14 protein-coding genes and 1 pseudogene are annotated in these 19,670 nt (G+C 43.8%); 6 read left to right on the forward strand and 9 right to left on the reverse strand.

Going from position 1 to position 19,670, the window contains the following annotated elements; all coding sequences use genetic code 11:
• Positions 1-94: 94 nt before the first annotated feature.
• Positions 95-2,479, reverse strand: a complete 2,385-nt coding sequence (locus FJR71_RS05655; RefSeq protein ID WP_140814289.1) for a phosphoketolase family protein — start codon at positions 2,477-2,479, stop codon at positions 95-97.
• A 360-nt stretch (positions 2,480-2,839) separates the two neighbouring features.
• Here FJR71_RS05655 and FJR71_RS05660 point away from each other — a divergent pair, with 360 nt between their 5' ends.
• On the forward strand, positions 2,840-3,811 hold the full coding sequence (locus FJR71_RS05660) for a hypothetical protein (protein WP_048691157.1): 972 nt from the start codon (positions 2,840-2,842) through the stop codon (positions 3,809-3,811).
• Between the two features lie 365 nt (positions 3,812-4,176).
• Here the strand turns inward: FJR71_RS05660 and metF are convergent, their stop codons facing one another.
• The 4 genes from metF to FJR71_RS05685 all read right to left on the reverse strand — a co-directional run bounded on the left by metF (position 4,177) and on the right by FJR71_RS05685 (position 10,399).
• Complete coding sequence (gene metF, locus FJR71_RS05670; protein WP_140814290.1) at positions 4,177-5,052, reverse strand: methylenetetrahydrofolate reductase [NAD(P)H]; 876 nt, start codon at positions 5,050-5,052, stop codon at positions 4,177-4,179.
• Positions 5,053-5,114: 62 nt separating this feature from the next.
• On the reverse strand, positions 5,115-7,364 hold the full coding sequence (gene metE, locus FJR71_RS05675) for a 5-methyltetrahydropteroyltriglutamate--homocysteine S-methyltransferase (protein ID WP_140814291.1): 2,250 nt from the start codon (positions 7,362-7,364) through the stop codon (positions 5,115-5,117).
• Between the two features lie 273 nt (positions 7,365-7,637).
• Positions 7,638-9,245, reverse strand: coding sequence for a glycoside hydrolase family 13 protein (locus FJR71_RS05680; protein WP_140814292.1), 1,608 nt, complete (start codon positions 9,243-9,245; stop codon positions 7,638-7,640).
• A gap of 113 nt (positions 9,246-9,358) precedes the next feature.
• The gene (locus tag FJR71_RS05685) at positions 9,359-10,399 is read right to left on the reverse strand and encodes an acyltransferase family protein (protein ID WP_140814293.1); all 1,041 of its coding nucleotides are present in this window, start codon (positions 10,397-10,399) and stop codon (positions 9,359-9,361) included.
• Positions 10,400-10,519: 120 nt separating this feature from the next.
• Between FJR71_RS05685 and pabB the strand changes: the two genes are divergently transcribed.
• The 4 genes from pabB to FJR71_RS05710 all read left to right on the forward strand — a co-directional run bounded on the left by pabB (position 10,520) and on the right by FJR71_RS05710 (position 14,910).
• A complete protein-coding gene (gene pabB, locus FJR71_RS05690; protein WP_140814294.1) occupies positions 10,520-12,250 on the forward strand; it encodes an aminodeoxychorismate synthase component I in 1,731 nt (576 codons plus the stop codon).
• Positions 12,247-12,861: an alpha/beta fold hydrolase gene (locus tag FJR71_RS05695; RefSeq protein ID WP_140814295.1), complete on the forward strand. Its 615-nt coding sequence runs from the start codon at positions 12,247-12,249 to the stop codon at positions 12,859-12,861. The genes pabB and FJR71_RS05695 overlap by 4 nt, the downstream gene beginning before the upstream one ends.
• A 333-nt stretch (positions 12,862-13,194) precedes the next feature.
• Positions 13,195-14,103, forward strand: a complete 909-nt coding sequence (locus FJR71_RS05705) for an ABC transporter ATP-binding protein (protein WP_140814296.1) — start codon at positions 13,195-13,197, stop codon at positions 14,101-14,103.
• Positions 14,104-14,157: 54 nt separating this feature from the next.
• Positions 14,158-14,910: an ABC transporter permease gene (locus tag FJR71_RS05710; protein ID WP_140814297.1), complete on the forward strand. Its 753-nt coding sequence runs from the start codon at positions 14,158-14,160 to the stop codon at positions 14,908-14,910.
• Positions 14,911-14,930: 20 nt separating this feature from the next.
• Here FJR71_RS05710 and FJR71_RS05715 read toward each other — a convergent pair whose 3' ends face one another.
• Both FJR71_RS05715 and FJR71_RS05720 read right to left on the reverse strand, forming a co-directional pair.
• Entirely contained in the window at positions 14,931-15,818 is an 888-nt protein-coding gene (locus FJR71_RS05715; RefSeq protein ID WP_140814298.1) for a sensor histidine kinase, read from the reverse strand.
• Positions 15,818-16,507, reverse strand: a complete 690-nt coding sequence (locus FJR71_RS05720; RefSeq protein ID WP_172605117.1) for a response regulator transcription factor — start codon at positions 16,505-16,507, stop codon at positions 15,818-15,820. The genes FJR71_RS05715 and FJR71_RS05720 overlap by 1 nt, the downstream gene beginning before the upstream one ends.
• A 203-nt stretch (positions 16,508-16,710) precedes the next feature.
• Between FJR71_RS05720 and FJR71_RS05725 the strand changes: the two genes are divergently transcribed.
• A complete protein-coding gene (locus tag FJR71_RS05725; protein WP_140814300.1) occupies positions 16,711-17,235 on the forward strand; it encodes a hypothetical protein in 525 nt (174 codons plus the stop codon).
• A 114-nt stretch (positions 17,236-17,349) separates the two neighbouring features.
• On the opposite strand, the pseudogene FJR71_RS05730 reads toward FJR71_RS05725, so the two are convergent.
• Positions 17,350-18,788: pseudogene (locus tag FJR71_RS05730) on the reverse strand (6-phospho-beta-glucosidase).
• Between the two features lie 525 nt (positions 18,789-19,313).
• Positions 19,314-19,661: a VOC family protein gene (locus tag FJR71_RS05735; protein ID WP_061564324.1), complete on the reverse strand. Its 348-nt coding sequence runs from the start codon at positions 19,659-19,661 to the stop codon at positions 19,314-19,316.
• Positions 19,662-19,670 lie beyond the last annotated feature (9 nt).

Raw genomic sequence — 19,670 nt, forward strand, 5'->3', positions numbered from 1 at the left:
ATCCAATTATTATGGATAAGAGCTTTTAGATTTTTTACAATACTATCTATCAAAAAAGAAACCAGAATAACTTCTGATTTCTTTTGGAATAAACTTATTTATTTACGTTTTCCCATTTCCAGTTGTGTACTTCTGGAATATCATCACCATGTTCACGGATGTAAGCATTGTGGAAGGCAATTGTTTCGTCCATTTGAGCTGCGAATTCAGCTGCTTCTGCTCCAAGAGCTGCATTGGCTGCATCTTGTGCCAAGTGGAAGCGATCCAATTCAGACATCACACGCATATCGAATGGTGTTGTGATATCTCCGTTTTCACGGTAACCATGCACACGCAAGTTGTGATTGTGACGGTTAAAGAAGATGTCACGGATCATGCCTTCGTAACCATGGAAGGCAAAGATTACTGGTTTATCAGTTGTGAAGACTTTATCGAACTCTTCATCTGAAAGTCCACGCGCATCAACGGATGGGTGACGCAATTTCAAGATATCTACCACATTGACAAAGCGGATCTTCAATTCTGGGAAGGCCTTGTGCAAGATTGTGATGGCAGCAAGAGCTTCAAGGTTTGGCTCTGTACCTGCAGCTGCAATGACAAGATCTGGATCTTCATCTGCTGACACAGTTGATGCCCAATCGATCACCTTGTATCCTTCACGAACCAATTCCTCTGCTTCATCAGCTGAGTAGAATTGAGGACGTGGGTGTTTAGAAGAAACGATCAAGTTAATCATATCTTCTGCCTTGAAGGCTTGGTCCATCACCGCAAGCAACGTATTCGTATCTGCTGGCAAGTACTCACGGATGTATTCTGGAGTTTTTTCTGCCAAGTGAGTCAAGATACCTGGATCTTGGTGAGTGTAGCCATTGTGGTCTTGTTGGAAAACAGTTGAAGTCGCAATCAAGTTTAAGGCAGGGTAGTTTTTACGCCATGTCGTGTGAGTCTTAGATTTACGCAACCATTTAAAGTGTTGAGTAATCATAGAGTCTACGACACGAAGGAATGATTCGTAAGAAGCGAAGAAGCCATGACGACCTGTCAAGACATATCCTTCCAGCATACCTTCTGCTTGGTGCTCTGACAATTGAGAGTCAATGACACGTCCAGCAGGGCTCAAAGCTTCATCGTAGTCTGGTTTCGTACGTCCTAACCATTGACGGCTTGTACGAGTGAAGACTTCTTGAAGACGGTTTGATTTAGTTTCATCTGGTCCAAAGATACGGAAGTTATGTGGGTTCGCATCCACAAGATCTGCCGCATACTTACCAAACTCGATCATATCTTGGGCCATGATAGCACCTGGTGTTTCGATCTTGAAGGCATGTTTCTTCCAATCAGCAGTGTCCATTGGTTTAATGACACCTGCGTTTGTGATTGGGTTCATAGCCATGCGACGGTCACCTTTTGGTGCAATTTCAGCAATTTCAGGAAGCAATTTACCAGTTTCGTCGAACAATTCAGCTGGACGATATGATTCCAACCATGAAAGAAGAGCATCCACATGCTCCATATGGTGAGCATCTACTGGGATTGGAACTTGGTGCGCACGGAATCCACCCTCGATTGGTGTACCTTCCCAAGCTTTTGGTCCAGTCCAACCTTTAGGAATACGAGCAATCAAGACAGGGTATACTGGTTGAGTTGCTTCTTCTGCAGAACCTTTACGAGCTTCTGCTTGGACTTTCTTGATTTCTTCAATCGCTTCGTCTAATTTTTCTGCAAACAAAGCATGAGCTGCTTCGTGGTCGTCAGAAATAGCGGTTACGTCTGCAAAGATTGGTTTCCATCCAAGACCTTCAAAGAAAAGGGCCAATTCTTCGTCTGTTTTGCGTTCGAAGATTGTTGGGTTGTGGATTTTCCCACCGTTGAGGTAGAAGATTGGAAGAACAGCACCATCGTTAACTGGGTTCAAGAAGGTATTAGCCAACCAACCAGCCATCAATGGACCAGTTTCCCCTTCACCATCACCGATTACGGTTGCAGCAATCACATCTGGATTGTCCAAAACAGCTCCAGCTGCGTGAGAAAGAGCATAACCAAGCTCTCCACCTTCGTGGATAGATCCTGGAGTTTCAGGTGCCGCGTGAGAGGCAATCCCTCCTGGGAATGAGAAGATTTTACATAGGTGTTTAAATCCTTCTTCATTTTGTGGGATATTTGGATTCAATTCTGTGTAAGAACAATCTAAGTAAGAGTTGGACACCATAACTTGTCCACCATGACCTGGTCCTTCAATGTAGAACATATCCAAGTCGTATTTGTTGATGGCACGGTTCAAGTGAGCATAGATAAAGTTTTGTCCTGGTACAGTTCCCCAGTGTCCGATTGGGTGAGCCTTCAAGTCGTTTTCAACCACTTCACGTTTCAACAATGGGTTGTCTTTCAAGTACATTTGAGCAGCCGAAATGTAGTTGGCTGCACGCCACCACGCATCCACTTTATCCAAGTAAGCTTTGCTGTTAAAATCAACAGTCATATTGTCTCCTCTCAAATTCTAGCTATGATTCTGATGAATTAGAATCCAGTGCAAGTATTTAGGTTATAAACATTCTGTTTCATTCATATTAAGACAGAACGAACGCGAACCAAATTTAATTCAATTCTTTTCTATTCTATCAATAATTTAGCTTTTTGTATATAGAAAAAATTAAAAAAAATATAGTTTTTTATAAAAAGTTGCAAATCTCTTTTAAAATCAAAGCATTTTTCAATCATTTTACAAACAAGTTTTTGCTTAAACCTCTCAAAAAGCCTTTGAAATCAGCTATCTATAAATTCCCTTGTCACATAAAACCTTTCATGATATACTTTAGATATCAAACTAAAGGAGATCGTTATGATGAAGGAAAAACCTAACAAAGGATTTGTTTCAGGTCTGGTGCTTGCCCTTGTCTTTCTTGCATTCGCAGGATTAGTATTTTCATTATGGATGGGACGCCAGAACCCTTCTACTAGCTTTGCGAAGGCAGAAAAGTCTGGGGATCCTGTAACGATGCAAGTCTATGATATTACACAAGAACCTGTCGGAACTGTGGACAACGGCCACGTCCTCTATATCGTCCAATATGATAACCAAAATGATGGTAAATTTGCAGGGATCGAAGCCAAAAAAGACGATGCGACGATTAAAGAAATCGTTGATAAGGCAAAAAATGGGGAACTGCTGACCAAACCTTATCAACTAAAGGGAACGCAATTGGCCCCTTTGGCAAAGGATAGCAAAAATACGTCTCGTAACGGTCGCCTTGTCGGCTATAGCGACTACATCCATTCCCTTCTCGACCCGACTTCTGTCGTGTCCCTTAATATGACGACCAGCTATTACTTAAGCCTTACAGAGTACAACAAAGACTCCTTATTCCTCTTGATTGGTTCAGCTGCTCTTGCTGGACTTTCTATCATAATGGTCGTAGCCAGCTTCTCCGTTCGGAAACGGACCATTGCTTCCTATCAGGAACTCCACCAAAACTATCCCGAACTCCAAGGAGATCTGTCCCGCCTGTCTGATGGAGCCAGCTACTACAATCAAGACTTAAAAGTTATCTTGTACAAGAATCATTTGATCACCTATTTCAAAGGAACGCAAACGATTGATTTACGAGAGGTTCAACAACTATACTTACATGTCACTCGAGTTCGTCAATCAGGGATTGCTCGCTCGATCTTCCAATTGTGCTACATCCGCAAGGACAAACCAAAGAAACAGCACCGCCTATCCATTAAGAATAGGAAGAACGCTGAAGAACAACTCTACACTCTTTTTGCACAGGTGTCTGAGAGATTCCCAGATGTCAAAGTTGGCATTTAAAGATTTTCCAACTCCCTTTGGAAATACTGTTCTAAGCACTAAAATCCCCTCATCAGAATCAGTTGATGAGGGGATTTTTACTATTTAGGTCACGTTTGAAACGAGAGGATCAAATCACTTTTTTACCATTTTTATAGACATCTGTCACTAGGTTGGTCGCGAAGAAATAGAAGAGATAATCTAGATTTGGTGCATCGTAAATCGTGATGTCAGCCTGTCAAACAAGATCTAAGCTTCCGATTTTTAGGATTACTATAAAAAAGTGTATCTTCGCATGTATTTTTCTTAAACAAAAAAATCAAAAGGGAGAGGAGCAAGAGGGTACTTTTGAATTCCCTCTGTTCTTCTCCCTATTTTTTGATTTCTCAACTCACTTCAAATTTGGTTTTGTGGTGGAAGAGAGCTTCCGTAGCCTTATACACTTGATGAGCTACTTCTGCATTATTCATCGTGTATAGATGAATTCCTGCTACATCTTGAGTAACCAAATCCACGATTTGGTCTACAGTATAGGCAAGTCCTGCTGCTCTGAGAGATTCAGGGTCATTCTCATACTTGTCCAAGATAGCCTTAAACTTACGTGGGAGATGAATGTTCTCACAAGTCTTCAGTAGACGAAGAGCTTGGTTACGGTTAAGAATCGGCATGATTCCCGCATGAATTGGAACATCAATACCTGCCAAGGTACACTTGTCTTGGAAATCATAGAAACGCTCATTGTCAAAGAAAAGTTGCGTTACGAGACTGGAGCAGCCTGCGTCCACTTTCTTCTTGAGATTTTGAATATCCGAGATCTGATTTGGAGAGTCAGGGTGCCCTTCTGGGTAGCAAGCGCCAACAATATCAAAGTGAGGAGCTTGCTCCTTGATGAACTCAATCAAGTCTGTGGCGTAACGAAAATCCTTTTGAGGCTCAACACCCGGAATGATATCTCCACGAAGAGCCAAGATTTTCTGAACCCCAACCTTATCCAAATCTGCAATAGTCTCAGCCACCTTATCCTTAGTTAGGTAGATAGCTGGCAAGTGAGCAATGGTCGGAATCTCCAAGTCATTTTGGATATAGTCTGCCAAACGAACCGTCGTCTCTTTGATATTAAATTTATTATTGCTGGCAGTCACACTGATGAAGTGGGGAGCCAAGCCCTGCATATCTTTTAGGGCTGCAATAATTTTGTCATTGCCTACTGCTGGGTTTGGAGGGAAAACTTCAAATGAGAGTGACGGTGTTTGACGCGACATATGTAATAACCTTTTTCTAGTTGATTTCTTACTGATCAACCAAGTATGGAGAACTGCTTTTCTTACAATTTCTCACGTGCAACTTTCGCAGCTTCTACAAGGCGGATCAAGCTTTCTTTCGTTTCTTTAATTCCACGTGTTTTCAAACCACAGTCAGGGTTGATCCAAACTTTTCTGCTTGGTACTTTCGCAAGGATTGCTTCGATTGTGTGGTCGATTTCGCCTTCGTTAGGCACACGAGGTGAGTGGATATCGTAAACCCCAGGTCCAACTTCTGTTTGGAAGTTTTTCGCTTTGAGTTCGTCCAAGATTTCAAGGTTTGAACGACTCGCTTCAAATGAGATGACGTCTGCATCCATGTTGTCGATGGCTGGGATGATATCTGTAAATTCTGAGTAACACATGTGAGTGTGGATTTGTGTGTCTGGTGCTACTGTTGAGTGTACCAAACGGAAGGCTGGAATAGCCCAGTCAAGGTAGTCTTCATACCAGTCACTACGACGGAGTGGCAATTTTTCACGAAGAGCAGCCTCGTCGATTTGGATGATTTTCACACCTGCAGCTTCAAGATCAAGAACTTCATCCTTGATTGCAAGAGCGATTTGAAGAGTTGAATCCTTGATAGAGATGTCTTCACGTGGGAATGACCAGTTAAGAATTGTAACAGGTCCAGTCAACATCCCTTTAACAGGTTTGTTAGTACGGCTTTGTGCGTAGCTAGACCATTTCACAGTAATAGGGTTGAGACGAGTCACATCACCCCAGATGATTGGTGGTTTCACCCCACGCATACCGTATGATTGTACCCAACCATTTTTAGAGAAGAGGTAACCTGACAAGTTTTGACCGAAGTACTCAACCATGTCATTACGCTCGAATTCACCGTGTACAAGTACATCAAATCCAACTTCTTCTTGCCATTTGATCCATTCGTCAATGGTTTCAGCAAGGAAGGCATCGTATTCTTCTTGTGACAATTCACCCTTACGGAAGGCCAAACGTTTCGCACGAACTTCTTTCGTTTGAGGGAAGGATCCGATGGTTGTTGTTGGAAGAGCTGGAAGTTTGAAGGCATCTTCTTGGATTGCTTCACGTTCAGCAAAAGCTGGCAAACGAGTGTAGTCTGCGTCTGTCAATCCAGCGATACGCGCACGAAGTTCTGCATTTGCTCCGACACGTTCAGTCGCAAAGAGTTCTTTGTTTGCTGCAAGAGCTTCTGCTCCTTGACCGTTGCGGATAGCATCCAAATCACGGATTTCATCCAATTTTTCAACTGCAAAAGCAAAGTGGTTCAAGATAGCTGGTTCAAAGTCTTCATTAGCAGTTGTAAATGGCACATGAAGAAGTGAGCATGAGCTAGTCAAAACGATGTTTTCAGCTGGGATTTGCTCAAGAATAGCCAAGCTCTTTTCATAGTTGTTGCGCCAGATGTTCTTACCATTGACGATACCTGCATAAAGCGTCTTGTCAGCTGGGAAGCCACCTTTAACGAGTTCAAGAGTTTTCTTCCCTTCAACGAAGTCCAAACCAATCGCATCTACTGGCAAATTCACAAGGGCAGAGTAGATGTCACGAACATCACCAAAGTAAGTTTGGATCAAGACCTCAAGACCTTTCTTGTCAGCCAAGAGCTTGTTGTAGAGGTTCAAGAAGAGCGCTTTTTCTTCAGCTGATAAATCTTTAACAAGAGCTGCTTCATCCAGTTGGATACGAGTCGCACCAAGCTCAGCCAATTTAGCAAAAACATCTTGGTAAGCAGCTACTAAGCTATCAACGAAGTCTTCTGCTTTTACGCCTTCTTCAAAGTCTGATAATTGAAGGAAAGTGAATGGTCCAACCACAACTGGACGAGTGTCAAGACCCAATTCTTTCGCTTCTTGGTACTCATCAAAAATCTTGTGACCAGCCAATTTGACTTCTGTTGTTTTTTCAAATTTTGGAACGATGTAGTGGTAGTTGGTGTTGAACCATTTCTTCATTGGAAGAGCACGCACATCCCCTTTTTCTCCTTGGTAACCACGCGCCAAGGCAAAGTAGCGTTCAAGGTCAGACAAGTCCAAGTTTTGAACAGATGTAGGAACCACGTTGAAAAGGAAGGCTGCATCTAGGAAGTTGTCATAGTGAGAAAAGTCATTTGATGGGATTTCAGTGATACCTTTTTCTTTGACAATATTCCAGTGTTTGGCACGCAATTCTTTTGCAGCATCCAACAAATCTTCAGCTGTAATTTCGTTTCTAAAATATTTCTCAGTTGTAAATTTTAGTTCGCGGAATTCACCCAAACGAGGGAATCCGATAATTGTAGTTGACATGTTTTGTCCTCCAAAAATTCAAGTTGAGTCTATCTTATCAGAAGAAGCGCCTTCTGTATAATTGCTTTTCAATGGTTTATGGTATAGCCAGAAGCTATAACCTTATAGATCAAGGGTTTCCGCCACTTGTCATTGAACAGAACTAATAGACCTTATAAAAAATAACTATAAGGCTTCTACCAGACAGACTGAGACCCCTCCCATAGGACAGTCCTCATTCCCTCTAAAACAAAAAAAGAAGCTATCCGCTTCTTTTTTTGTAGAAACTTATGCTCAAGTTAGTTGCACACAAAAAGCATCCCAAGGTTCCAATACTTTTGTCTGTTTGACCTGCTCTACATTGGTATTGCTAATGAGGACCTCCTGATAGTCTTGCTTCAGTTCAAAGCTCTGAACTTGACTAGACAAATTGACCACAATCAAATAGCGTTGATTCCCATCTACTCGTTGGTAGGCAAAGACCTGATCTGCTGTATCCAGTAGTTCAAAGTCGGCAGATAACAACCAATCTTGCTCCTTACGGAGGGCAACCAATTGTTGGTAGGTATAGAAAACGGATGAGGAATCAGCCAAAGCCGCTTCTACATTTATTTCCTGATAGTTTGGATTGACAGCTAGCCATGGGCGACCGGTTGTAAAACCAGCCTGTGGCAGATTGGACCACTGCATAGGGGTTCGAGCATTGTCCCGGCCAATATGTCGGATCTGGTCCATAATGGTGTCGAGATCCACTCCCTTTTCGAGGCTTTCCTTGGCGTAGTTAATAGACTCAATATCTTCGATTTCGTCTAGGCTCTTAAAAGGATAGTTGGTCATGCCAATCTCTTCCCCCTGGTAGATATAAGGCGTTCCTCTCATCAAATGAAGAAGAATGGCTAGGGCCTTAGCGGACTTCACCCGATAGGCTTGGTCATCTCCCCAGGCAGAAATAATCCGAGGGAGGTCATGGTTGTTCCAAAAGAGAGAGTTCCAGCCTTCGTCCATGCCCAGCTCCGTCTGCCACTTGTTAAAGATTTCTTTCAACTTAGGAACATTGAGTTTCTTCGCATAGTGCCATTTGGGCTGACCCTCTTGGAAGAGAAGCCCGATGTGTTCAAATTGAAAGACCATTGACAATTCCTCGTTGTCAGGACCAGAGTATTGCTTGGCAATCTCAGGTGTCGCTCCCCAGGTCTCCCCGACCGTTAACAAATCCTTATCCCCGAAAGTCGCTCGATTCATTTCTTTCAGATAAGGGTGGAGCATGGGACCATTGGCTACGATCTTCTGATCAGGAATTTTCCCAATCATGTCGATGACATCCATTCGAAAACCACCAATCCCCTTGTCGATCCAAAAGTTCATCATGTCATAAATCTTCTGCCGAAGTGTCTCATTTTCCCAATTCAGGTCCGGTTGCTTCTTACTAAAGAAGTGCAAATAATACTGCTGGGAAGCCGGATCAAATTCCCAAGCTGACCCACTGAAGGTAGAGAGAAGATCATTGGGTTGGTCCCTCCAAATATAGTAGTCTCGCTCTGGACTGTTTGGATTTTCCTTGGCCTCGATGAACCAGGCATGCTCATCAGACGTATGGTTGACCACCAAATCCATGATCATCTTAATACCGCGCTTTTGCCCCTCCGCAATCAATGTTTCCATATCTTCCATGGTACCAAAGATGGAAGCAATATCCTCATAATCAGATATATCGTAGCCATTATCATCCATAGGGCTTTGGTAGATAGGAGACAGCCAAATGGCTGTAATACCTAACTTCTCCAAATAATCCAGCTTACTGATGATCCCCTTGAGGTCACCGATTCCATCTCCATTGCTATCTAAAAAACTCTTGGGATAGATCTGATAAATCACGGCATCATGCCACCATTTTTTCTTCATGTGCTTCTCCTTTTTGGTTTCACTTGTAATCCCTTACATCATAACCAAACTGGAAAAGAATTGCAACCCTCAGCTGACCTATCTGTCTCCCTTAAAATAAAAAAGAAGTCTCTCTAGAGAACTTCCTTTTCAAGACTTCTGTTTTTCTCTTCTTTTTGCCAAGAGTGATAAGAGAGCATGGCCAATCCAAAGAGATGACTTCCCAACAAGGCCGTCACAAAAATCAACTTGCCCCTGTCTGGATAAGAAAGCGGAACATTGCTAAAGCCATAGCGAGCCCATTCGATAAAGATCGGATGCGAAAAATATAACGCCATGCTCATCTGCTTTAAGTACTGCAAATCATAGCTTTTCAAAAAGGACGATCTCAGGCAAGCATTAACCAAATAGACCGTCACAAAGGGAAGGAGCAAGAAAAAGTTCTTATCGATTCCTTCATGTTGAAAAATGATGAGGCCTTCTAAACAGAACAGTCCAAAGGCAAGGGCTACTTTTTGCCAACGGTGAACCCTAAAGGTTTGTGCATGAAAATGGTCATAGAGATAGTAACCCATAAAGATAAAAATAGGCGTGTAAAAGAGACCATTTCGCGCTGTGAAAAATAAGTTGCTGTAGAGTTGGTAACCCTTGAGAAGACTCGTGGTGTCCAGATAAGCTGAATAGGTCTCGATCAAACCCCAGCAGTATAGAAGAAAGGTGATCAACCCCGTCCAAACCATACCTAGGCGTTTGACCAATTGATTGACCAAAAACAAGCCCAGCAAAAAGGCTGGGATATACCAGAGTTGGTAGCACATTCCCAGATAGAGAAGAGCAATCAGAACGCCTGCTGGAAAGAGATAGACAGGGAGATGAAGACTAGAAAAAAAGACCCAGGCATAGGGAAGATAGACACAACTCCAAAATAAATAGGTTTTTACGATTTTGACCAGATAGGTCTTCATTTTCCTTGCATCTCTTAGTGATGGCTTGAGGAAAAAGCTGGCACAGACGATAAAAAATGGCACCGCTAGCCGGCCGAGCATACTCTTGAGACCAAAATGTACTGGCTCATAAGAGGTCAAGCGACCACTATGCACCAATATCACTGCAATCGCAAAGAGGTATTGAAAAAGACTAATATTGGAAGTGTTATAGAGGGAATTCTTTTTCATGGTCCTACTCCTTCGCCAAATGCAGATTCTATGGTTATTTTAGCATGAAAGAGAGGACCAAGCAAGGAATCCTTGCCTCCTTATCTACCTTTTTTCCTCTATTTTTGATATACTCAAAGCATGCACAAACAAACGATTATTGATTTTAAAGAGCTTGGATTGCGACACATTTTCACCAAGCCGCTAAAGGAATTAAAAACAAGAGACCTCGACCAAGTAGAGACTCTTCTGAGAGAGGCGGAAGCCTATCAGGAGGCTGGTTATTATGCCGTAGGCTATGTCAGCTATGAAGCCGCTCCTGCTTTTGAGAAAAAATTAGCCGTCCACCCAGCACCACTCATGGGAGAATATCTCCTCTATTTCACCATCCACGAGAAAGTAGAAACCCTTCCTTTCCCAGAGGACTACGAGGCAGTGGATCTTCCAGCCAATTGGCAGGAAGAGGTAGAGGCGCCTGCTTATCGAAAAGCTATCGAGACCATCCAGCACCACATCCGTCAAGGGGATACCTATCAGGTCAACTACACCGTCCAGCTTTCTCAAGAGCTAAAAGCTGACCCTTTGGCCATCTACAATCGCTTGGTGGTAGAACAGAAGGCCCATTACAATGCCTTTATCCAGCACGATGATGTGTCCATCCTCTCTATTAGTCCTGAGCTCTTTTTTGAACAAGATGACCGGCTACTGACCACCCGCCCTATGAAGGGGACGACTCGTCGTGGGCTTACCAACCAAACAGATCTTCAAGAGGCTGCTTGGCTAGAAGCTGATCCCAAAAATCGAGCAGAAAACATGATGATTGTGGATCTCCTGCGTAATGATATGAATCGCATTTCGGAGATCGGAAGTGAGCAGGTGACCCATCTCTGCCAGGTGGAGCAATACTCTACTGTTTGGCAGATGACCTCGACCATTGAAAGTCGCATACGCCCCGAAGTCGACCTAGTCCAAACCTTCCAGGCTCTCTTTCCTTGCGGTTCCATCACAGGGGCACCGAAGATTTCCACTATGGAAATTATTCAACGGACAGAGGTTGCTCCTCGTGGCGTCTACTGTGGAACAATCGGTATCCTTCTTCCAAAAGGGAAACGGATTTTTAATGTGGCCATTCGAACCCTTCAAATGCAAGGGCATCAAGCCGTCTATGGCGTAGGTGGAGGCATCACTTGGGACAGCAAATGGGAAAGTGAATACCAGGAGACCAAGCAAAAGTCTGCTGTCCTCTACCGACAAGAACCTCGCTTTGACCTCTTGACAACTGGTCGTATCCACCAAGGAGAGTTGACCTTCCTGGAGCAACACCTGACCCGTTTAAGAGAGGCCAGTCGCTACTTTGCCTATCCTTTTGATGAGCCAAAACTCCTGAAAGAACTTCAAGAAGAGCTTGCTCGTTTGGACTCCAACCTTGACTATCGTTGTCGGATTGCCTTACAAAAAAACGGGGCCTTCCAGCTGGCTATCACCGAGCTGAAGGACTTGCCCGCTAGCTATCTGCAGGCTCAACTGACCGAGCAAAAGCTTGATTTAGCGAAGCCATTTACTTATTTTAAGACTAGCCAGCGAGCCCATCTAGTAGCTAAAGATCACGAGCAGATCTTCTATTTAGAAGACGGGACCTTGCTAGAGACGACCATCGGAAATCTCATCCTAGAGATTGACGGCCAGCGCTACACACCTCCAGCCCACCTCCCTATCCTCGACGGGATTTACCGCCGCTATCTCTTAGAAACTGGACAAGTAGAAGAAAAACTGTTAACGCTGAAGGATTTAGAAGTCGCTGACCAAGTCTATGCCTGCAATGCCCTGCGTGGCCTCTATCCACTCGATTTCACTAGAGAGGAATCAGAATGAAACTTATTTTTTTACATGGCCTAGGCCAGGATGCCCACTCTTGGCAAGGGGTCCAAGATGCACTTTCCCCCTTGCAATCTGAATCTTTCGCTATTTTCTCCCGTCCAAGCGAAAGTTATCAGGAGGCCAAAGAAAGATTGACGGAGTACCTCCAACAAGAAAGCGAACCCTTTATTCTGGTTGGACTCTCACTGGGAGGCGTTCTCGCTCTCGATCTCTCCAGCCGAGACTTGCAACAACTCAAGGGCTTGGTGCTTTCAGGGACGCAATACAAACTCAACACCAATCTCCTCTATAGGCTCCAAATTCTCCTTTTTCGTCTGATTCCCAAGCGTGTCTTTGAAAAGCAGGGGGCCAATAAACAGCACATGTTGCAAATCTTTACCGAATTAAAAAGTCTCAATCTAACCGATACCGCTAAAACCTGCCCTCTTCCTAGCCTAGTGATTTGTGGCAGCAAAGATGGGGCCAATCAGGCTTCTTCTAAAAAGTTGGCAAATCTCCTGCCTAAAGGTCACTATCTAGAAATCGCAGACGGAGGCCATCTACTCAATACTCAGAAACCCCATGAACTGGCACAAGCTATCAAAGAGTTTGTTGGTGATTTTTAATAGGAACAGAGGCTGGGCATAAAGTGTCCAGTCTCTTATATATGATAGTTATAACTGCAAGGCGCAGTAGCTGATTGCTCAAAGCACTGCTTTGAGGTGGTGAATAGAACTTGCGAGCAAGTTTCCTAAGTCTTTGTTCGCCTTTTAAGCTCCAAAGATGACCTAATCAGCCTTGCGGGGGTGGGGCAACGAACGATTTTTAGTCAAAATTCGTTCTGTCCCACTCCCGTTTTTTTAGAAATATTTTAGAATTGCTTGATAGTTATTTGAAAAGCAAGCTGTATACTAAGAGTGTAAAGAAAATAACTAGTCATTTGGACGAAGGAGAAAACCATGGAAAAAGTATTAGAAATTTCCCATTTGAGTAAAAAGTTCGGTCAACAATACGCCTTAAATGATGTGAATCTGAGCATTCGCAAAGGCGACGTCTACGGCCTGATCGGTAAGAACGGGGCAGGGAAAACCACCCTCATCAAGGTCATCACCCAGCTGATTCAAGAAACTGACGGAAGCGTCTCCCTCTTCGCTTCCACGAATCGCTCTCAGTGGACACAAGCCCTGAAACGGGTTGGTTCCGTCATTGAGAGTCCTGTGGCTCACAAGCATATGACCGCCTACCAAAACTTAGTCTACTATTGCAAGGCTCGCCATATTCCCAATCCCGACCAGGTCATCAAAGAAACCTTGAATTATGTTGGCCTGAATAATACGGGTAAGAAGAAATTCCGCGATTTTTCACTCGGGATGAAACAACGGTTGGGAATTGCGATTGCGCTCATTGCCAAGCCCGACTTCCTCATTTTGGACGAACCCATCAATGGTCTCGATCCCGTCGGAATCAAGGAATTCCGTCAGATGATCAAGCGCCTCAACGATGAACTCGGTATGACCATCCTCATTTCCAGTCATATCCTTTCCGAGCTTTATCTGGTTGCCAATCGTTTTGGCATTGTCGACCAAGGACGCCTGATCAAAGAAATTAGTAAGGCTGAATTCGAAGAACAAGGAGAAGATTACATCATCCTCAAGACCAGCCAGCTAGCCCTTGCGAGTCAACTGATCCAGGATCAACTCCATCACCGTATCAAGGTCATCGATAAAGATGGAGAAATCCATATCTTCGGACAGACTCACGATATTAAAGTCATTGTCAAAGCCCTCGTTCAAGCGGATATTGACGTGGACGAAATCTACTATGCCCGCCAAGATCTGGAAAAATTCTTTACGGACTTGGTAGACTAGTCAAATCACCGCCTTGTTTTACTTATCCCACATATTTCATTTAGGAGATCTATCATGTTGCATACCATTCAAGCAGATTTTTACAGACTTTTTCGCTCCAAAGGCTTTTGGATTACAGAAGCCATTCTCGTTCTCAACATCCTGTCTGGAGTCATCTTTGGAGCTACCGGCCACGTCGGCGTCAATACGGAATCCAAATTACCCCAAGCAACCGAAGTTTGGACGGGCTTTAAAGCCTTGACCAACTACTCTTCCAGCATCAGTGTGACTATCCTCTTTACCATTATTGTCATCACCTTGGTTCTAGGAACAGACTTAACGCAAAACTTATACAAGAATAGTCTGGCCTATGGGGTTTCGCGCACCAGCTACTACTTTGCCAAAAGCGCCGTTGTCCTGACCATTGCCCTCTTCCAATTTCTCGTTTCTTATGGTCTCGTCTTCTTGATCGCGACCCTCTACAATGGACTTGGAACCATGCCAGAGCACTTCCTTGCTCATTTTGGTCTGACCGTGCTGATTCAGTTCCTTTCCACCCTGGCTTGGGTCAGCATCATTTCCTTCCTCCTTTATGCTAGCCAATCCATCACCCTAGCCTTCGTTGGCTACTTCGTTGGAAATATCCTCTTAAGTCTTCCTGCGCTTTTCTTTAAAGATATTGATATCCTCCACTATCTAAACTTGGAATTCCAATATTCCATGGTCCAAAGCACCACAGCAACGAACAACACCCTCTCGATTGCTCTTGGATTCATCCTTGTTTTTGGCTTCCTAGGACTCGCTACTTTCAAACACAAAGATTTATGACAAAAAGGCTTGAGCGGTGCTCAAGCCTTTTTTCTCAGTGTAATGGTCAAGATAAACCAATCTGCCTCTGTTGCCAGTTGCAAGTCGCCCCCTAAGATCTCTACAAAATTTTGAATGATATAGAGACCCAAGCCAGATGATTCTTCTGTATCCGATAGATTTTCTGAGTAGAAGCGACTAGCCAACTGGTCTAAGTGCTGGATCGGTTGTTGCACAATATTGCGTAGCTCGACCCGAATCGTGTCCTCATCCGACATCAAGGTCAAGCGGGCCTGATCCTTCCCATGCTTGAGGACATTGCTGAGCATATTTTGCAAGAGGCGCTCCCAGAGCTCCGGATCCGTAGCATAATGAAGATGCTCCTCCATCTCCACTTCTAAGGCAATCCCCGCCTCAGACAAGCTATCATAATACTGGAACAACTGCTGGGTCAGGACTTGGCTGAGATTAACGTCTGTAAGCCGAGGCTGAATAGCTCCCTCCATCAAGCGTCTGTATTCCAAGAGAGATTCCAGGCGTTTTGAGACGACTTGAAGATTGAAAGCAATTTTCTTCAGCTTTTCCTCTTCCTGCGTCCCACCCTTGATGATTTGTTGGGTATAGCCCGATGCAATGGTCAAAGGCGTCCGGATATCATGAGCAATATTACTGATGGCCATATCCAAGGTCTTTTTCTCTTGAAAGGCAATCCGATTGGTCCGCTCGATTTGATCAAAGAGATCACTGACCTGCTTGGTCAAGGCGACCATTTCTTTTTTTGAAACACGTGACGTTAACCGTACCCCACTCCCATTTTGGAGCTTCTGTTGAATCTGCTCCTGCAAATCTGTGAGAGCAGAGAGTAGGCGAAGGTAACCCAGTCCCAAGAGAAAGACAAGGACGACTAGAATTAGAACCAATCCCCACATTACTTGTCTCCTTTCAAGCGAACGCCCAAGCCCCAGACGGTTTCAATGTAATCCTCATCTGGGTCTAGTTGGGCAATTTTCTTCCGGAGATTACTCAACTGGGCATTAAGGGTATTGTCTCCAGGCAGATAGACCTCTTCCCAGACCGCCTCATACAATTCTTCCTTGGTGAAAATCTTCTTTGGATGAACCAGCAAGGTCTCAAAAATTTGAAATTCTTTTTTGCCCAAGCGAAGCGTCTGTTCGCCAGACTCCAGTTCAAAGGTTTCTGGATTTAAGACCAAATTCTTAAAGGATAGCTTTTGCGGCGCTTGAGCTTCCTGTGCTACCGTCGTTTGATTTCGCAGCTGCACCGTCACACGAGCTGCCACCTCATCCAGATTAAAGGGCTTGACAATATAATCATTGGCACCGGCAAGGAGGTACTGGCTAATGAGGTGTTTGTCTCCAAGAGCCGTCATCATGATAACCGGCACCTGACTCTGCAAACGGATCTCCTCCAGGACCTGGTCCCCATTTTTCCCTGGAAGCATGATGTCCAGGAGGACCAAATCAACGGCTTCTTGCTGGAAGAGTCGCAACCCTTCTGTACCTGAAAAAGCCTGAAGGACCTCATAGTCTTCACTTAAGAGACTGTATAAAATTTCTTGGATATCATTATTATCCTCGATTAATAAAATCCGTGCCACTTGCCTCGCTCCTTTTTCCTTTGAACTCCAAATCATTTCTATTCCCCTAGCCTATCAAATAAAAGCTCCTTCGTCAATGAAAATATGAGAAAATTCTATAGTACCCAGGTAGATCTGCATGTTAGGTTATCACAGGATGAACTTGACTATCCTTTCTTTCAAAGGGTATAATAGGACCAATGACAGAATAGGGAGAATCATCTATGAAAAAAAATGCCAAAACGAAAATCAGCCTTGTATCCATTCTCGTTATCCTGGGCGTTGCTGGAAGAATGATGCGAGTCATCCACCGACACCAAATTAGAGAGCAAAACAGACAAACGACTAAAAAGGTTGCAGAGTTTCAGAAAACACTAGACGAGGAAGAAACGAAGAAACGCAACGAAACCTTCAACAAGGTTTTTAATGAATCCCTAGTTCAGAAAAATTTTGAAAATTGGCAAAAAGTCGATGAATTTCATGGTTTGGGACAGAGAACTGGACAATTTTATATCTATAACTTTGAAAAAAAGGAAGAGATTCTCCTAGAGAATACAGATCAAGCATTTGTTCTACCCATTCGAGACAAGAGTGATAACGTCACATTTCAGGCTATTTTTGCCCACAAGGACGGCCAGTGGCACATCATGAAGCCAGACGGAAGTTCGCAGTTGCAACTAGGAGAAGCCAACATTTCCGCTGAATCTAAGTTTGTCATCGAGAACAATGTCTTAGACTACGACCAGTAAATCCATAATGACTTGGTTTAACTACATACAAAAAGCTTAGGACCCCAGCTTGTGGTTGGGATTCTAAGCTTTTTAGTTTATAGGGGAGAGTCGGCCAGCAAGGACCGAAAACTTTTATTCAACAGAAGCCCCATTGGTCGCAATGACGTCTTTGTACCAATAGAAGGATTTCTTACGTGAGCGGGCCAAGCTTCCCTTGCCTTCATTGTCCCGATCGACATAGATAAAACCGTAGCGCTTCTTCATTTCTCCAGTCCCGGCAGAGACCAGGTCAATACAGCCCCAAGTCGTATAGCCCCAGAGGACAACACCATCTTCATGAATGGCATCCCGCATGGCCTTGATGTGGGCTGCCAGGTAGTTAATCCGGTAGTCATCCTCAATCTCCCCGGCTTCATTTGGAGTATCAACGGCGCCTAGTCCATTTTCTACGATAAACAGAGGCTTTTGATAACGATCCCAGATGGTGTTGAGGGTAATGCGGAGACCAAGAGGGTCAATCTGCCAACCCCATTCTGAGCTTTCTAGGTAGGGGTTCTTCAGAGAGGCAAAGATATTGCCTGCTGTTTTCTCCCTTTCAGCTGGATCCCCTGAAGCGACCCGACTGGCATAGTAGGAGAAGGAAATAAAGTCCACTGTATGGTCTTTCAACAATTGAAGGTCCTGCTCGGTCATCTCAACCGTGATTCCCTGACGCTCCCACTCTTTCTTAGCATAGTTTGGGTATTCCCCACGCGCCTGCACATCGATGAAGAAATAGTTCTTGCGGTCTTCTTCTAGACCAGCCCAGACATCTCGCGGAGCACAGGTATGCGGATAGTTTTGCCCAGCTGCCAACATACAGCCAACCTTATTGTTAGGATCAATCTCATGGGCTAGCTTGGTAGCAATGGCTGAAGCGACCAACTCATGGTGAGCCGCCTGGTATTTGACTTGCTCCTCATTCTCCCCTTCTTCAAAGCAGAGACCCGCTCCCATAAAAGGCGCATGAAGGATCATATTGATTTCATTGAAGGTCAGCCAGTAGTTGACCAAGCCCTTGTAGCGAGTGAAGAGGGTCCGGCAGAGACGTTCATAACATTCCAACATCTTGCGACTGCGCCAACCTCCATACTCAGTAATCAAATGCATGGGACAGTCAAAGTGGGTAATGGTCACCAAGGGTTCAATGCCATACTTGTGACATTCCTTAAAGAGATCTTCATAGAACTGTAGACCTACTTCGTTTGCTCTAGTTCATCTCCTTTGGGGAAAATCCGAGACCAGGCAATGGACAAACGATAGGTTTTAAAGCCCATTTCCCCAAAGAGGGCAATGTCTTCCTTGTAGCGATGATACATATCAATGCCATCCTTAGCCGGATAAAAATAGCTCTCTTCAAAGTCGAACATCTTTTTCTGACCCGTGATAATGGTGTGACGGTCAGGCCCAATCGGTACCACATCCACATTGGCCAAGCCACGGCCGTCTTCATTATAAGCTCCTTCACATTGGTTGGCAGCCGTCGCCCCACCCCAAAGGAAACCATCTGGAAATTGAAGTCTATCGGACATCTCTCTACCTCACTTGATTTGATAGTTCTATTATACCCTTCTCTAACCCAAAAATCTTACAGCATCCTAGGAAAAACTGATACTATTCTAAGGTATCTACCACACTCATACAAGAAAACAGATCGGACGAATCCGATCTGTTAAAATGCATACTCTTTTGCCAAATATAATATTTGGCTTTCTTAAATCTAATAAATTCTGTTAAATATAGAAAAATTTTATTCGTTAGAATTATTCAATCATCTACTGAAACTTTCCGCCGTGAGAAAAGTGCTTGAAACACGATTGTTTCTAGCACTCGGGAGTTTTGAAACTTTAGGTTCAAAACTAAGTCATGGAACTTCCTGGATTGCTGAAATCATCCACTGGATAATTTCACCTAACGTCTGTACTCACCTAAGGAAAGTTTCAAAGAAGATTTTGTCTTTAATAAAAAAGACCGGATGGCTCCAATCTTTTCTATAGTTCATTTTCTCAAATTCTATTTTAAGAATAGCTAAGGTTGGCGTTAAATGACCACGCCTCCTATTTCATACGATAAAAATCAATCACTAGACCTGCTGGACCACTTACTAGCAGGGATTCGGTTCCCCAATCAGTTACAGCTGGACCATTTAAAACCTGGATACCAAGATCTTTCAACCGTTGGTAGTTCTGCTCTACATCCTCAACTTCAACGTGAAGAATGATTCCTGACTGGAAATTTTCCAAAGGTATCAAATGGTTTTGGGATAACATGAGACAGTGACTGCCAATCGTGAACTGAGCAAAACTTTGGTCAACATAGTCCGCCTTTTTGTCCAAGATACGCTCCAAGCTAGCACATACTTGGGGAACATTTGAAACGATAATATCTAATTGATTTAAATTCATTTACTATCC

The organism is Streptococcus xiaochunlingii, from assembly GCF_006385805.1.
In the GTDB taxonomy this organism is placed as follows: domain Bacteria; phylum Bacillota; class Bacilli; order Lactobacillales; family Streptococcaceae; genus Streptococcus; species Streptococcus xiaochunlingii.

Excerpts from the sequence above, each read along its gene's own strand:
- FJR71_RS05655 (WP_140814289.1), bottom strand. The coding sequence starts at position 2,479 with ATGACTGTTGATTTTAACAGCAAAGCTTACTTGGATAAAGTGGATGCG.
- FJR71_RS05660 (WP_048691157.1), top strand. The coding sequence starts at position 2,840 with ATGATGAAGGAAAAACCTAACAAAGGATTTGTTTCAGGTCTGGTGCTT.
- metF (WP_140814290.1), bottom strand. The coding sequence starts at position 5,052 with ATGTCGCGTCAAACACCGTCACTCTCATTTGAAGTTTTCCCTCCAAAC.
- metE (WP_140814291.1), bottom strand. The coding sequence starts at position 7,364 with ATGTCAACTACAATTATCGGATTCCCTCGTTTGGGTGAATTCCGCGAA.
- FJR71_RS05680 (WP_140814292.1), bottom strand. The coding sequence starts at position 9,245 with ATGAAGAAAAAATGGTGGCATGATGCCGTGATTTATCAGATCTATCCC.
- FJR71_RS05685 (WP_140814293.1), bottom strand. The coding sequence starts at position 10,399 with ATGAAAAAGAATTCCCTCTATAACACTTCCAATATTAGTCTTTTTCAA.
- pabB (WP_140814294.1), top strand. The coding sequence starts at position 10,520 with ATGCACAAACAAACGATTATTGATTTTAAAGAGCTTGGATTGCGACAC.
- FJR71_RS05695 (WP_140814295.1), top strand. The coding sequence starts at position 12,247 with ATGAAACTTATTTTTTTACATGGCCTAGGCCAGGATGCCCACTCTTGG.
- FJR71_RS05705 (WP_140814296.1), top strand. The coding sequence starts at position 13,195 with ATGGAAAAAGTATTAGAAATTTCCCATTTGAGTAAAAAGTTCGGTCAA.
- FJR71_RS05710 (WP_140814297.1), top strand. The coding sequence starts at position 14,158 with ATGTTGCATACCATTCAAGCAGATTTTTACAGACTTTTTCGCTCCAAA.
- FJR71_RS05715 (WP_140814298.1), bottom strand. The coding sequence starts at position 15,818 with ATGTGGGGATTGGTTCTAATTCTAGTCGTCCTTGTCTTTCTCTTGGGA.
- FJR71_RS05725 (WP_140814300.1), top strand. The coding sequence starts at position 16,711 with ATGAAAAAAAATGCCAAAACGAAAATCAGCCTTGTATCCATTCTCGTT.
- FJR71_RS05735 (WP_061564324.1), bottom strand. The coding sequence starts at position 19,661 with ATGAATTTAAATCAATTAGATATTATCGTTTCAAATGTTCCCCAAGTA.